We start from the raw sequence: 13740 nt of genomic DNA on the forward strand, positions 1-13740 counted from the left end.
TGGGCCGTGTCTCAGTCCCAGTGTGGCTGGTCGTCCTCTCAAACCAGCTACGGATCGTCGCCTTGGTGAGCCGTTACCCCACCAACTAGCTAATCCGATATCGGCCGCTCCAATAGTGCAAGGTCTTACGATCCCCTGCTTTCCCCCGTAGGGCGTATGCGGTATTAGCTACGCTTTCGCGTAGTTATCCCCCGCTACTGGGCACGTTCCGATACATTACTCACCCGTTCGCCACTCGCCACCAGACCGAAGTCCGTGCTGCCGTTCGACTTGCATGTGTAAGGCATCCCGCTAGCGTTCAATCTGAGCCAGGATCAAACTCTTCAGTTTAATCTCTGTATTTGTTTCGTATTTCTTAACCCCCGAAAGGGTCGAGTCATACGTCGCTACTCAAAGGAAGTGAGGTATGTGCTTAGACTTGACATCTAAGGTACTTCACTTCTAGTGAGCACTTGATTTCATTGTGCTTGTGACCGAAGTCACTATGCACTCGCATCAAGCGCCCACACTTATCGGTTGTTTAATTGTTAAAGAGCGGTACTGCCAAATTCTGTACTACTTACTGCCTGCTCGCTTCGCTACGCCGCTTTCGCTGGCGCCGCGTTGTTTGCAGCAGAGAAATGAGATTATGAAGAAGTTTTTTTCGCTTGTCAAGTCGGCGTCACATACTGCGTTTCGCTTTCTTGCTTGCGACCTCTTCAGGCCTGCCTCTCTTAGCAGCTATCGAAATATCAGGGTTAACCCTAAGTTTTCGGCAACTGCCAAGCCCAAGACTATAACACGATTTTTGCAGATTGTGCAACTGGCTTTTGCCTAACTTGCTGCAATCCTTGCAATAACCGCGGGGCATTCATTTCTGACTGCTTTGCGGCAGACCTGGCTCGAATCCTCTTGCCCGACCTGTTGTGCTTGCTTGGCTTCGCGGTTCAAAACCGTCCGAACTGCGAAGGAGCGAGACTATAGCACAAGTTTTCTGCGCGTCATGCCGTGCAGCCAAATATTTGTTCCAGATGTCTCCGCGATCTGCAGCGCCCCGCTAGCGGCGCCGCTCTTGCACCACCCGCTAGGCTATATATAGCTGGAAGACAGGTCATCTCCCTGGCAAGCGCGCGGCCCCGCCTTCTATATATAGAAGGCGGGGCCGCGGGGGGAGTAGACAATAACGCCGGGTGGGGCGCCCATCAGGGGCAAAAGGCCCCGGCTACCAGCGCAGGTAGTCCGCGTCGCGCAAGCGCGCCAGGTCGCGCTTGACTGCGGCTTCGTTCATCAGCCATCTGGGTGCGCCCAGATCCTGCAGCATGTGCTCATCCAGATCGGCAGCCAGATGACGCAGGCGCGCTTCATTGCGGCGCTTGCGATAGGCGGCCGCAAGCATCGCGATGAATCCCACGCGGGGCGCTGCCAATTCGGCGGACGGCGCCGTGACGGGCTGGGCGGCGGACTGCTGACGATCCCTGGAAATGGCGGCCAGGGCGGAAGAAGACGGGGTGCAAAGCTGTGCGGACATGATGGGCTCCAGGTGTTTATGCACTTTGGTAAGCGTAGTCGCCCAATACTCGGCTGAAAATCGAATTGTTTTGGGGGTATCGGTAAGCTATGATGACCAATCTCTTACTGGGTCTTCTCCATGCGCCTGCCGCTCAGCACCCTCCCCGCCTTCCGCGCCGTGGCCGAATTGCAGAACCTGCGCGCGGCCGCCGAAAGGCTGCATCTGACCCACAGCGCCGTCAGCCAGCAGATCAAGGTGCTCGAAACCCAACTGGGCTTTCCCCTGTTCGAGCGCAGCGGGCGGGGCATCGTCCTGAATTCCGCTGGCGCCGCGCTCTTGTGCAGTGTGCAGGGCGCCATGGCGCTGCTGGATGAAGGGACGATGGCAGCGTCGGCCGCGGCCTCGGGCAGTGAACAACGCTTGCGTGTGTCGGTGCTGCCTTCTTTCGCGCAACGCTGGCTGTTGCCGCGCATGGCGCGGTGGCGCGAGCGCAATCCGGGCCTGACGCTGGAAATCGAGACCTCGCAGCAAGTGGTGGATCTGCTGCGCGACGGTTTTCATGCCGCGCTGCGTTTTGGGCGCGGCCCCTGGCCGGGTGTGGAATCGGAGACCTTGTTCGACACGCCCCTGCCCCTGATCGTCCTCGCATCGCCGGAAACCGCGGCGGCGCTCCCCGATCATTCGCCGCAGACGCTCGCGCGCCAACCGTTGCTGGGCGAGCGCGAGCTCTGGCAAACCTGGTTCAGCGCCGCAGGGCTGGACACGCCCATCACGCCGGTGGCCTCCTTCAACGATGCCGGCATGATGATGCAGGCCGCCGAGCAGGGCCTGGGCATCACGCTGGGACGCCAACTGCTGGCCGCGGACGCGCTGTGCTCGGGCCGGCTGGTGCAGATTTCCCCGATCAGCATCGAGTACGAACAGGCGCAGACCTATCACCTGGTCTACCGGCCCAGCCTGCGCGACTGGGCGCCGCTGGTGGAACTGAAGCAGTGGCTGCGCGACGAGCTGGAGATGTCGCGCGAAAACCTGAGCGCCCCCAAGTCCGGCCCCGGCAAGAAAGGCCAGGCAAAAAAAAGGTAAAGCAGCCTCCGCTGCTTTACCTCTACCAAATCGCGGCGCCAGCGGAAACCACGGTCCGCAAGCCGGGATGCGCTACGCACGCAAACACCGGCAGGCGCCGCGGCGGCGGCAGTCACACTTTGCGGCGGGCCTCAGGCCACCTTGCGCGCAGCCGGGCTGGCTGGCCGCATCGTATCGGTTTCATTGAAACGCTGGTGCCAGGAAAACGCTTCTTCGAGCAGATGCGGCGTCTGGCCGCCACGCTCGCAGGCCCGGTCGAAATAGTCCTGCAGGGCGTCGCGGTAGGACGGATGCACGCAGTTCTGGATGACCGCGCGCGCGCGTTCACGCGGCGCCAGGCCGCGCAGATCCGCCAGGCCGCATTCCGTGACCAGCACGTCCACGTCATGCTCGGTGTGGTCGACGTGAGACACCATGGGCACCACGCTGGAGATGTCGCCGTTCTTGGCCATGGACTTGGACACGAAGATCGCGAGGTGCGCGTTGCGCGCGAAGTCGCCCGAACCGCCAATACCATTCATCATGTGGGTGCCGCCCACGTGCGTGGAATTGACGTTGCCGTAGATGTCGAACTCCAGCGCCGTGTTGATGGCGATGATGCCCAGACGGCGCACGATCTCGGGCGCGTTGCTGATCTCTTGCGGGCGCAGCACGATGCGCTCGCGGTAGTGCTCCATGTTGGCCAGGATCTTTTCGTACACGGGCTTGGACACCGTGATCGAAGAGGCCGACGCGAATGCAAGCTTGCCCTGGTCCAGCAGTTCGATGGCGCTGTCCTGCAGCACTTCCGAGTACATCGTCAGGTTCTCGAAGCTGGACGACTCGAAGCCGTGCAGCACCGCGTTGGCGATGGTGCCGATGCCCGCCTGCAAGGGCAGTAGCTCGTTAGTCAGGCGACCGGCGTCGACCTCGCGGCGCAGGAAATCATTGATGTGGCCGGCGATGGCATTGGTTTCCTCGTCGGGCGGCAAGGCATTGGACGGGCTGTCCGGCTCTTGCGTGATGACGATGGCGGCGATCTTGGCCGGGTCCACTTCAATGCAGGACTGGCCGATGCGCTGGTCGGGAGAAACCAGGCCGATGGGCTGACGCGCCGGGCGGGCTTCGGGCACGTAGATATCGTGCAGACCCTCGATGGCGGCGGGCACGCCCATGTTCAGCTCGATGATGATGACGTCCGCCTGCTGCGCAAAGGAGGCGGAGTTGCCCACCGACATGGTCGGCACGATGGCGCCGGTCTCGGTGATGGCGGCGGCCTCGATGATGGCCACGTTGATGGGGCCGATATGGCCCGCGCGCAACTGCTCGACGGTTTCGGACAAATGCTGGTCGATGAAGGCGATTTCACCCTGGTTGATCTTGCGGCGCAGGGTGGTGTCGACCTGGAACGGCATGCGGCGCGCCAGCGCATTGGCCTGCGCCAGCATCTTGTCCGTGTCATGGCCCAGCGACGCGCCGGTGATCAGGGTGATGGAGAACGGTTCGCGCTCGGCGCGGGCTGCCAGCGCCGCCGGCACCGATTTACAGTCGCCCGCGCGGGTGAAGCCGCTCATTCCGACGGTCATGCCGTCCTGTACCAGCGAAGCCGCCTGATCGGCGGAAGTGATCTTGGCGCGCAGCCCAGGGTGGCGGATACGGTCGAGATGCATGGTGTCTCCAGATTCAAGGGCCTACGTGCGGCGGGGCGCGGCATTGCCGCCATGCGCCCAGGCGCCGTCTGACGCGGCGTTTCCCAAGGCTCCAGGGCCGACTCGAGGCGGCCCGGGAACGAATTTTCCGCAGTATAGGAAGGCCGGCTCAAATCTCGTAATGACTTAAAATCATCCAAACAAGTCGCTTTTTTCATCGTTTGAATGTTTTGCGCGCAACGCGCGAGGGAATTCCGGTCCATGGACGTGCGCGCATTGCGGTACTTCGTCGAAACCGTCAGGCACGCCAGCTTCACGCAGGCTGCCAAGACGCTGTTCGTGACGCAGTCGACGGTGAGCAAGATGATCCGCCAGCTGGAAGAAGAGGCCGGCACGCCGCTCTTGATCCGCGACGGCCACACAGCCCGTCCCACCGATACCGGCCGGGTCATGTACCAGCGCGGCCTGCAGGTGCTGGAAACGATGCGCCAACTATCGGAAGAACTGCGCCAGACCGCGGACCTGCGCCGGGGCGCGCTGGAAGTCGGCATCCCGCCCATGATCAACCTGCTGTTCACGCCGGTGGTCAAGCGCTTCCGTGAACTGCATCCGGGCATACACCTGACCCTGCGCGAAGGCACCGGCCAGGCCGTGGAAGGACTGGTGGCGAGCGGGGAACTGGAAGTGGGCGCGACCATACTGCCGATCGCGCCGGACGGCGGCCTGGCCGCCCAGCCCTTCGGCAGCTACCCGATCTGGGTGATCGGCCCGCCCGACGCGCCCTGGGCCGGCAAGACCTCGCTGCCGCTCTCCGCCCTGCGCGACGCCCGCCTCTTGATACCCACGGACGACTTCGCCATGACCCGGCGCTTGCGGCAGGCGTTTGCCGATGCCGGTTTCCAGCCCGGCATCGCGGCCCAGAGCGCGCACTGGGACTTCCTGGTGGCAATGGCTTCGGCGGGCCTGGGCGTGGCGCTACTGCCCGAGCCCCTGATGCAGCGCATGAAAACGCGCGGCTTGAGCACCGCCAAGCTGGCCAAGTCCGGCATGCAATGGGAAGTCGGCCATATCTGGCAGCAGTCCAGCTATCTGTCCTATGCCGCCCGCGCCTGGCTGGAGGTATGCGACGCGGTACTGGGCAAGCCCAAAAAGCGGGCCGCGCCGAGCGTCCGTGCTGTTTGAGTTGAATCCAAACGTTGACCTCGTAAATATGGTTTGCGGACGCCGCGCCCGGCACGCCCTGCCAGCGGCCTTCCGTCGCCTATCCGGCCCTATTTCTATCCCTGGTCCGCGCCCGCGGGATAGCCGCCGAGCACGCCAAAACAAATAGGGCCGTAGCGCTCGTTTTTGTTGCAACGAATGAGGCGGCGGCTTGCTATGCTCCCGCCTCGAATGCGAGCGACTCGCCCCAGAACATGACACAGACTTCCATTCCCCTGCGCGCGCGGCCTCACCGCGCCCGCGCGTCGATTTTCACGACGCTGATTGCGGCGCTGCTGCTAGTCCTTTTCCTGCTGCCGGCCCATGCCGCGGCGCCGCCCACGCCCGCCGACACGGAAGCGGCGCTGGCAACCGCGCGCAAACAGATCGACGACATCCGCAAGCGCGTTGCCGACGAGACCGATGACGCCACCCTGGTGAAGCAGCGCGGCGACGCGCTGGACATCCAGTCCAAGGCCGACGCCGCCGCCGAGGGCCTGACGCCCCAGCTGGCCAGCGTGACGGCCCGCTTGAGCGAACTGGGCACGCCGCCCGAAGGCGTCAAGGAAGCGTCCGACGTTGCGGCCCAGCGCATGCAACTGGACAAGACCAGCCGGGCGCTGGATGCGCAGATCAAGCTGGCCAGGCTGCTGTCCGTGGATGCCGGGCAAACGGCCGAACAGATATCGGCGCAGCGGCGCAAGCAGTTCCAGGCGCGCCTGGGCGAGCGACGCGACTCGTTCCTGTCCGACCAATTCTGGACCGAGTTCCGCGAGGAGTTCCCGCGCGACCTCGAACGGCTGGAAGCGCTGCGCGACGACCTCGCTACCGCGGTCGGCCAGACGCCGAAATGGGGCTGGCTGCTATTGGGCGCGGCGATCGCGCTGACGATCGCCCTGCGTATCGCCATCGGCCGGGTCCTGTTGCGGATAACCGCCACGCGCGTGCCGCCGGGGCGCCTGCGCCGCTCCTTTCTTGCGGTCACGCATGTGGTCCTGGCCGTCGCCACGCCGGGCGTCGTCGCGCTGTTGATTCATATCGGGCTGGACTGGAATTCGCAGCTGAGCGACAACACCTCGTCGTTGCTCGCGAACCTGGTGGGAACGGTCTGCTTCGGCGGCTACGTGTCCGGCCTGGGCTATGCGCTCCTGTCCGCGAACCGGCCGTCGTGGCGCCTGCCGCCCGTCAGCGACATCGTGGCGGCGCGCCTGCGCTGGCTGCCCGCCGTGCTGGGCGTGCTGGTGGTGATGATCTGGCTGGCCGAGCGACTGCCGGTGCTCTTGAACGCGAGCCTGACCACCACCATCACACTGACCGGCATCGTCGCCGTCCTGACCATGGCGATGCTGGGCGCGGTGCTGGCCATCAGCCGCCGGCTGCGGCGCCAGGCCATGCAAGAAAGCGAGACGCCGATCCCGTTCTGGGTCTCGCTGCTGCTGGGAGCGGTGTGGACCGTGCTGATCCTGAGCCTGGCCAGCCTGCTGGCGGGCTATGTGGCGTTCGGCAGTTTCATGGTCAAGCAGGTGCTGTGGGTGCTGATCGTGCTGGCCTCCGCCTATCTGCTGTCGACGCTGATCGAGGACGGCTTCAGCACGCTGCTCGGCACCTCGCACCGCGACGGCGGCGAGCACGAAGCGCCCAGTATGCGCGACCAGGCCGCCGTGCTGCTGTCGGGCGTGGGCCGCGTGGCGGTCGGCCTGCTGGCCGTGATTCTCCTGGCCGCGCCCTTCGGCGAAGCGCCGATGGACCTGCTGCAGCGCTTCGACCAGCTGCGCAAGGGACTCGCCATCGGCGAAGCCCAGATCCGCCCCGGCGCCGTGCTGCAGGCGCTGCTGGTGCTGGCGCTGTCGCTGCTGGCCGTGAAGATGCTCAAGCGCTGGCTGTCCAACCGCTACCTGCCGACGACCGAACTGGACCCGGGCATGCAGTTGTCGGCAGCCACGCTGTTCGGCTATGCAGGTTTCGTGATCGCCGTGGCGCTGTCGCTTTCGGCCGCGGGCATCGGCCTGGAACGCGTGGCGTGGATCGCGAGCGCGCTGTCGGTGGGTATCGGTTTTGGCTTGCAGGCGGTCGTGCAGAACTTCGTGTCCGGCCTGATCCTGCTGGCCGAGCGCCCCGTCAAGGTGGGCGACTGGGTGTCGCTAGGCGGCGTCGAGGGCGACATCCTGCGCATCAACGTGCGCGCCACGGAAATCCAGATGGGGGACCGCTCCACGGTGATCGTGCCGAATTCGGAGTTCGTCACCAAAACCGTACGCAATGTGACCCGCTCGAACCCGCTGGGGCTGGTGCAGATCAAGCTGCCTTTGCCGCTCTCCACCGATGCCGAACAGGTGCGCGAATTGATCCTGCAGGCCTTCTCCGACCACGAAGACGTGCTGGACACGCCCGCGCCCAACGTCTTCCTGGATGGCATCGAAGGCGGCAATCTGGTCTTCAACGCCAAGGGCTACGTGTCCTCCCCCCGGGCGGCCTACGGCGTGCGCAGCGCCCTGCTGTTCACCCTGCTCAAGCGCCTGCATGACGCGGGCCTGGAAGTATCTTCGCCGCCCACCATGCTGTTGGCGTCGGCCCCCCAGCCGGCGGCGGCTCCCCTCGCCGTACCGCCGCCCGCCCAATCCTGAATCATCCCTCCCTTGTCCCGCCCCGCCGGGACGAGCGGGCCCCAGCATCAGCCCGGCGTGTACAGATCGGTATAGGTTCGGTTGCGCAGCGGCGGCGACGCCAGCGCGGCGCTCTGCACGCTGCGCACCGGATAGGCTTGCGCCTCGGGCGCAGGAGGCGCGGGCGGCACAGGCCGGTCAGCCAGGACCGGGCCGCCGGCAGGCGGCGCCGCCTGCGCGACCGCATTGCTGTCGAAGCGGTGATCCGCTGTCGTCAACGCGGGATTGGTGCACAGCCCCTGCGCCACCAGCGCCGCCTTGGTGCGATCGTCGGTCTGGCACAGGATGTCGATGGCCGCGGTCTCCAGACGGCGCGAACGGTCCGCATCCCTGGTCGAGGCGGCCGCCTGCATGGTTCGCTCGAAGTTGCGCCGCAGGCTGCACTTCTGGTCCTCGATCGGGATCGCTATGTTCATGCCGAAGCCGACAACGGCGCCGCCTCCGCCCGCCGAAACCATGCAGCTGTCGGACGAGAAAGAACCGTAGAAACTTTGTCCGCCCAGCGGCGGCACGCTGCGCAGCGTGCTGGACCCGCTGTTGCTGGAGTTGAGCGTGATGCCCTGATTGTTGCCGGCGTTGGTCGATCCCGAGGATGCCGATGTCGTCGCGCTGGAACTGCTGGTCTGGGCGCTGGCGGACACCGCCGCCAGCGACAGGGAAATGGCAAGCACTATGGTCTTCATGATGTCCCCTCGCCCGGACGGCCGAAGCCGTCCGGATAACTGGGTCAGTGATTGAAACCGCCGACATGGCCCACCGGGCCGATGCCGTGTATCGACCCGAACGCACCCACATTCACCGCATGGAACGAACCCGTCGCCGAAGCGCTGGTATCCGTCTTGGCGAACGTGGCGCTGCCGTTAGCGATGCTGTCGCCCACCATGATGGGCGCGTTGCCCGAGACATGGCCGTACGAATCGCTATTGGCGTACTGGCGCGTGCTGGTGACCACTTGCGTGCCATCGCGGCTGAAGCTGCCGCCCACTTCCGCAACGCCGCCTGTCATGCCGAACGACACCTGGGTGGATGAACCGTAGCCATTGATCTGGGTGGCGGCCACGGAGCTGCCCGTGGAGATGGATGACGCGGTGCCATTGATTGCGCCCGCGTGACCCGTGATTGAGCCACCAGGGTCCGCATAGGCCGAGACAGCGAACAAGGACAACGCGGCGACTGCCATGAGCTTTTTCATTTCAGCTCCTCCTGCTCCGTGCATGCACGGATTCACGATTACCGGCGACCGACCGGCGCGGACCGTTACCGCTCAGCGCCACGCCTGGACAATGACGAAAGGCGTGGGACTTTCGTATTGGTACGGAATGATTGCTCCGTCCTAGGCAAGTCGATATCGCCTAAACGGGCGACCGAGTCCCGATGGACGACACCAAGCTGTAAAACAATCGGCCAGATTTGCGGCGATCTTGCGCGGCGGCCGTGCGTATGGACGAGGGAATCGGCGCAAGCCACGCGGCGCGCGCGCCCGGGTTCAACTTTATGGATGGGAATGAGGGTGGCCGCCTCGGGCAATTTCCCTAACGCGCACAACGGAAGCGGCAGGGTCCGAAACACGCCCGGCGCGGAAATTTCAGCGATACTACGGCGGCCGGCCGGGCGCTACCCGGCCTCATCTGTTTGGAGACCAGACCATGATCCAGGAGATTGCCAGCATCCATGTCCGCGAAGGACAGGAAGCGCTGTTCGAGGCGGGCGTCGCGCAGGCGAAACCGTTGTTCTTGCGGGCCCGCGGCTGCCACGGCATGGAGCTGTACCGCAGCATCGAACAGCCGCAGCGCTACACGCTGGTCGTGGCTTGGGAAACCGTAGAGAACCACATGGTGGATTTCCGCGAATCCAGCGATTTCCAGGAATGGCGCAAGCTGGTGGCGGGCTTTTTCGTCGAACCGCCCCAGGTGCATCACGAGCAAAAAGTGCTCTGAGGCGGCCGGCCTGGCCGCGCCGCGCGCGAGTCAGGACTGTTCAGGCGGATCGTCGTACTTGCGCGCGCTGCCGCGAAACCGATCCGCCGGATATTTCCGCGCATTCTTGACCATCTTGGCCGTGACCGCGTCGGCGATATCGATGCCGAGCTGGTCCGCCAGGGCCACCAGGTACATCTGCACGTCCGCTATTTCGTCCGCGGCGTCCGCCAGCTTCTCGGGCGGCATCTTGCGCGACTCGGCCTCGCTCAGCCACTGGAACAGGGATACGAGTTCGCCCGCCTCTCCGGCCAGCGCCATCGCCAGGTTCTTGGGCGTATGAAAGGGCTGCCACTCCCGCTCTTCGGTAAACCGGCGCACGGCCAGCCGGATATGTTCCAGGTCGGACATCGAAACTCCTAGCCCGCGGCCAGGCGGGAGCTTGCCGCCAGCGCCACGGCCACGGTGGTGCGCACGTCTGCCAGCGCGCGGTGGGTGGGATCCGAGGCGCCGACATGGCGCGCCAGGATTTCCAGCTTGTGCGAGGGCAGCTCCGGCCATGCGCGCCGCGCCAGCGCCAGCGTGCAATGGGTCGAGTTGGCGAACGGCAGGCCGGTCTGGTCCGCCGCCGCGCCCAGGAAGCGCCGGTCAAACGAAGCATTATGGAAAAACACCGGCAGGTCTTCCACGAAATCCAGGAAGGAGGAAAACGCCTGCGCCACCGGCACGCCGTCTCGGTCGACTTCCGCCTGCGTGATGCCGGTCAGGCGGCTGATGAAGGACGGCACTGGTCCGCGCGTGCGCACGACCTGCGTGTACTCCCGCTCAAGCGCGCCTGCCGCGCCCACGCGCACCGCCGCGAACTCCAGGATCTCGCAGGTGGCGGTGGACAGGCCGGTGGTTTCCAAGTCGGCGACGATGAACGGGCCGCGCAATGCCTGCAACGCGGCCGCCAGCGCCTCGCTGCCGGCCTTTGCGCCCGTTGCGCGGGCAGGCGCAGCGCCGCTTGCGCGCGGCCGCCGGTAATAGAACGCCACGGCCTTACTCCACCGGCCGCAAGGGCGCGAAGCGGGGCGTGCCGTCGGGCAGCTGACCGAAGAACATATCGGCCGGACGCACCCACAAGCCGCGCTCGTGAGGCCACAAGTGTTCATAGACCACCAGGGACTCCTCGGTTTCGGAGTGGCGGGCGGTGCCCACATAAAGGTAGAGGCCGCCCTTGTAATGGCGGTGCGAGGCGAGAGCCAGTGCTTCGGATTCGGTCATGGTTGGTGGCCGCAAATGGCGCGGCCCGGGCGGAGGGTTCCTGCCCGGGCCTGCGGGTTCAGATCAATACCGTCTTTATAGCGCATCGGCCCGGCGGCGCCGGCTCAGTAGCGCATGTATTGCCGCTCGACCTGCGGCTGCAACGGTCCATTGGCGGCCGGCCTGGCCCGCAGAGCGGGGGCCATGGGCCTGACCGCGGCGGTGGGCGGCGCGGTGCGCGCGGGCTCTCCTGCCCGCTGCGTGATGTCCTCGGTGACCTCGCCGAGCCTGGCGGACTGGGCCAGCGACACCTCGACCACCTCCGCCATGATTTCAGTCACGCGGCGCGACGATGCGACGATATCGTCCATGGTCGAGCCTGCCGACTGGACCTGGCGCGCGCCGCTCTCGACCTGCTGCACCGACGAAGTGATCAGGTCCTTGATCTCCTTGGCCGCCGCCGCGCTGTTCTGCGCCAGGCTGCGGACCTCGGCCGCGACCACGGCGAAGCCCTTGCCGTGCGAGCCGGCGCGCGCGGCCTCGACGGCGGCGTTCAGCGCCAGGATGTTGGTCTGGAAGGCGATGCCGTCCATGACCCCGATGATTTCCGAAATGCGGCGTGAACTCTGGGTGATGCCGCCCATGGTCTGCACCACTTCCTGCACCGTATGGCCGCCCTGCTCGGCCACGCGACAGGCGTCCAACGCCAGCGTATTGGCCTGGCCCGCGCGTTCGGCGTTTTCGGTCAGTCCCTGGACCGCGACACGCAAGGTCTGGGCGGCGGTAAAGCGCCGCGTGATGTCGGTGGCGTACTTGACGACCTTGACCGGCCGGCCCTCGGCATCGAAGATCGGGTTGTAGCTGGCTTCGATCCAGACCTGGCGGCCGCCCTTGCCGATGCGCAGGTACTGCCCGGTGTCATGCTCGCCGTTGCGCAGCCTGCGCCAGAACTCCTTGTATGCCTCGCCGCGCGCCTCCTCGGGCGGGACGAACATGCTGTGATGACGTCCCTGGATTTCGTCCGCGCGATAGCCCACCGCACCCAGGAACAAATCGTTGGCGCGGATGATGGTGCCGTCGAGTTCGAACTCGATGATGGCCTGGACCTTGGAGATCGCCGCCAACTGGCCTTCCACGTCCGCCTGCCGCTGCTGCTGCGCGGTGATGTCGACGGCGTACTTGACCACTTTGACCAGCCGATCATGGCGGTCGTAGATCGGGTTGTACGAGGCTTGCAGCCAGACGTCGCTGCCATCCTTGCGGATGCGGCGGTAGCGCCCCGCATCGCGGCCCCCCTGCCGCAACCGGTTCCAGAATTCCGCGTAGGCGGCCGATGCGCGCTCCGCCGGGTCGACGAACATGCGGTGGTGCTGCCCCGCGATCTCGTCCAGCGCGTAGCCCATGGTGTCCAGGAAGTTCGAATTCGCCGCCAGCACGTGGCCGTCCAGGTCGAACTCGATGACGGCCTGGGCGTTGTGGATCGCAGCGATCTGCCCGAGCATGTCTGCCTTCTGCATGCCACGGTCCAGGCGTAGCAGTTGGCTGAGAGTGATCCATTTCATCTTGACGTCTCCTGCCCGGCGTCCGGGTGGTTTGATGCCGTTCGACCTATCTGCCGCGAGACAAATGGAAATATTTATCTAACAATTTGCAAATATTTAATCTTAAAAATGAGCGGGTCTCAAGATTTTCAAGACACCCATCAAAAAAATAGGGATTCAGCAACACCAGGGTTTATCCGGACTCAAGCCGCGTCCAATTCGCGATATTGGCGGAAAATCCCCTCCCCGAAAGGCAGGCGCCTGCCGCTGTCGAAGTAGGACTGCAATTCCGCCAGCGCCGCCACGCGCGCATGCAACGCCATGACGTTCGGATAACGCACGGCCAGGGTCGCCATGCGTTTCGGAAAGGCGTAGAGCAGGCCGTCCACGAGATGGAACAACGACAGGTCCACATAGGTCCAGCGCTTGCCGCCCGCCAGCCAGGCCTGCGGCCCGCCCAACACCAGTTCGAAGTAGCCCAGGAATTTGGGCATGCGCTCTTCGCGGAAGCAGCGCGCCCGGCGCGCGGCCTCGGTCTTCTGGTCTTCGTAGTACTCGCTGGCGGATATCGGATGATGCGTGTCGTGCGCTTCGGCCACCATGTCGGCGATGGTGAGCTGAAGCTGGTTCACCCACAGCCGCCCTTCCTGCGAGTCCGGCGCCAGGCCGTGCTTTTCGCCCAGGAACAGCAGGATGTTGGCGGTCTGCCCCAGCGTCATCTTGCCCGCGACCAGATATGGCGGCGCGAACGGCGGATGCTTGCGCGCCGAACTCAGGTCCGCCACCAGCGTGCCTTCGTCCGCGCCGGGCTGGCGTGCGCATTCGCGATACGGAATGCCGCCGGCCTCCAGGGCCAGGCGCACGAACTCGCCGCGTCCGGGGATGCCGTCCCAGTACCAAAGGTCATAGGTCATGTCGTCTCCTTCCGTTGATAAGCCCAAGGGCCTGCCGGCGCCGGAACGAGCCGTGCAGACG

General features: G+C 65.0%; 13 protein-coding genes and 1 rRNA gene. 4 read left to right on the forward strand and 10 right to left on the reverse strand.

The features are described 5' to 3' along the window. Both IB259_RS10635 and IB259_RS30990 read right to left on the reverse strand, forming a co-directional pair. Window positions 1–330, reverse strand: a 16S ribosomal RNA gene (locus tag IB259_RS10635); the annotation flags it as partial. Between the two features lie 871 nt (window positions 331–1201). Continuing rightward, window positions 1202–1507 (reverse strand): hypothetical protein, encoded by a 306-nt coding sequence (locus IB259_RS30990; RefSeq protein WP_225596842.1) that lies wholly within the window; start codon window positions 1505–1507, stop codon window positions 1202–1204. 120 nt (window positions 1508–1627) lie between these two features. Between IB259_RS30990 and IB259_RS10645 the strand changes: the two genes are divergently transcribed. After that, a complete protein-coding gene (locus IB259_RS10645) occupies window positions 1628–2572 on the forward strand; it encodes a LysR substrate-binding domain-containing protein (protein WP_119450664.1) in 945 nt (314 codons plus the stop codon). Between the two features lie 131 nt (window positions 2573–2703). Here IB259_RS10645 and IB259_RS10650 read toward each other — a convergent pair whose 3' ends face one another. Then, window positions 2704–4221 carry an acetyl-CoA hydrolase/transferase family protein gene (locus tag IB259_RS10650; RefSeq protein ID WP_119450663.1) on the reverse strand — a complete coding sequence of 506 codons (1518 nt, stop codon included), beginning with the start codon at window positions 4219–4221 and terminating at the stop codon, window positions 2704–2706. A gap of 240 nt (window positions 4222–4461) precedes the next feature. Between IB259_RS10650 and IB259_RS10655 the strand changes: the two genes are divergently transcribed. Beyond that, the gene (locus IB259_RS10655; protein ID WP_192328939.1) at window positions 4462–5382 is read left to right on the forward strand and encodes a LysR family transcriptional regulator; all 921 of its coding nucleotides are present in this window, start codon (window positions 4462–4464) and stop codon (window positions 5380–5382) included. Window positions 5383–5615: 233 nt separating this feature from the next. Continuing rightward, window positions 5616–8024: a DUF3772 domain-containing protein gene (locus IB259_RS10660; protein WP_192328941.1), complete on the forward strand. Its 2409-nt coding sequence runs from the start codon at window positions 5616–5618 to the stop codon at window positions 8022–8024. A gap of 47 nt (window positions 8025–8071) precedes the next feature. Here the strand turns inward: IB259_RS10660 and IB259_RS10665 are convergent, their stop codons facing one another. Continuing rightward, a complete protein-coding gene (locus tag IB259_RS10665; protein WP_119450660.1) occupies window positions 8072–8746 on the reverse strand; it encodes a hypothetical protein in 675 nt (224 codons plus the stop codon). A 44-nt stretch (window positions 8747–8790) separates the two neighbouring features. Then, a complete protein-coding gene (locus tag IB259_RS10670) occupies window positions 8791–9255 on the reverse strand; it encodes a hypothetical protein (RefSeq protein ID WP_054457799.1) in 465 nt (154 codons plus the stop codon). Window positions 9256–9709: 454 nt separating this feature from the next. Between IB259_RS10670 and IB259_RS10675 the strand changes: the two genes are divergently transcribed. Next, window positions 9710–10000, forward strand: coding sequence for an antibiotic biosynthesis monooxygenase (locus IB259_RS10675; RefSeq protein ID WP_054457800.1), 291 nt, complete (start codon window positions 9710–9712; stop codon window positions 9998–10000). Window positions 10001–10030: 30 nt separating this feature from the next. Here the strand turns inward: IB259_RS10675 and IB259_RS10680 are convergent, their stop codons facing one another. From IB259_RS10680 to IB259_RS10700, 5 genes are all read right to left on the reverse strand, one after another. Next, window positions 10031–10390 (reverse strand): nucleotide pyrophosphohydrolase, encoded by a 360-nt coding sequence (locus tag IB259_RS10680; protein ID WP_119450658.1) that lies wholly within the window; start codon window positions 10388–10390, stop codon window positions 10031–10033. Between the two features lie 8 nt (window positions 10391–10398). Further along, complete coding sequence (locus IB259_RS10685) at window positions 10399–11016, reverse strand: PolC-type DNA polymerase III (RefSeq protein ID WP_119450657.1); 618 nt, start codon at window positions 11014–11016, stop codon at window positions 10399–10401. A gap of 4 nt (window positions 11017–11020) precedes the next feature. After that, on the reverse strand, window positions 11021–11245 hold the full coding sequence (locus IB259_RS10690; RefSeq protein ID WP_054457802.1) for a DUF1653 domain-containing protein: 225 nt from the start codon (window positions 11243–11245) through the stop codon (window positions 11021–11023). Between the two features lie 104 nt (window positions 11246–11349). Beyond that, window positions 11350–12786, reverse strand: a complete 1437-nt coding sequence (locus IB259_RS10695) for a methyl-accepting chemotaxis protein (protein WP_125472974.1) — start codon at window positions 12784–12786, stop codon at window positions 11350–11352. Window positions 12787–12968: 182 nt separating this feature from the next. Beyond that, window positions 12969–13679: a glutathione S-transferase gene (locus IB259_RS10700; protein WP_175214323.1), complete on the reverse strand. Its 711-nt coding sequence runs from the start codon at window positions 13677–13679 to the stop codon at window positions 12969–12971. Window positions 13680–13740: the final 61 nt, after the last annotated feature.

It is taken from the genome of Achromobacter sp. ACM04 (genome assembly GCF_014851465.1).
Taxonomy (GTDB): domain Bacteria; phylum Pseudomonadota; class Gammaproteobacteria; order Burkholderiales; family Burkholderiaceae_B; genus Achromobacter; species Achromobacter aegrifaciens.

Coding starts and splice junctions, on each gene's coding strand:
- IB259_RS10700 (WP_175214323.1), bottom strand. CDS start 13,679: ATGACCTATGACCTTTGGTACTGGGACGGCATCCCCGGACGCGGCGAG.
- IB259_RS10655 (WP_192328939.1), top strand. CDS start 4,462: ATGGACGTGCGCGCATTGCGGTACTTCGTCGAAACCGTCAGGCACGCC.
- IB259_RS10650 (WP_119450663.1), bottom strand. CDS start 4,221: ATGCATCTCGACCGTATCCGCCACCCTGGGCTGCGCGCCAAGATCACT.
- IB259_RS10665 (WP_119450660.1), bottom strand. CDS start 8,746: ATGAAGACCATAGTGCTTGCCATTTCCCTGTCGCTGGCGGCGGTGTCC.
- IB259_RS10645 (WP_119450664.1), top strand. CDS start 1,628: ATGCGCCTGCCGCTCAGCACCCTCCCCGCCTTCCGCGCCGTGGCCGAA.
- IB259_RS10670 (WP_054457799.1), bottom strand. CDS start 9,255: ATGAAAAAGCTCATGGCAGTCGCCGCGTTGTCCTTGTTCGCTGTCTCG.
- IB259_RS10675 (WP_054457800.1), top strand. CDS start 9,710: ATGATCCAGGAGATTGCCAGCATCCATGTCCGCGAAGGACAGGAAGCG.
- IB259_RS10660 (WP_192328941.1), top strand. CDS start 5,616: ATGACACAGACTTCCATTCCCCTGCGCGCGCGGCCTCACCGCGCCCGC.
- IB259_RS30990 (WP_225596842.1), bottom strand. CDS start 1,507: ATGTCCGCACAGCTTTGCACCCCGTCTTCTTCCGCCCTGGCCGCCATT.
- IB259_RS10680 (WP_119450658.1), bottom strand. CDS start 10,390: ATGTCCGACCTGGAACATATCCGGCTGGCCGTGCGCCGGTTTACCGAA.
- IB259_RS10695 (WP_125472974.1), bottom strand. CDS start 12,786: ATGAAATGGATCACTCTCAGCCAACTGCTACGCCTGGACCGTGGCATG.
- IB259_RS10690 (WP_054457802.1), bottom strand. CDS start 11,245: ATGACCGAATCCGAAGCACTGGCTCTCGCCTCGCACCGCCATTACAAG.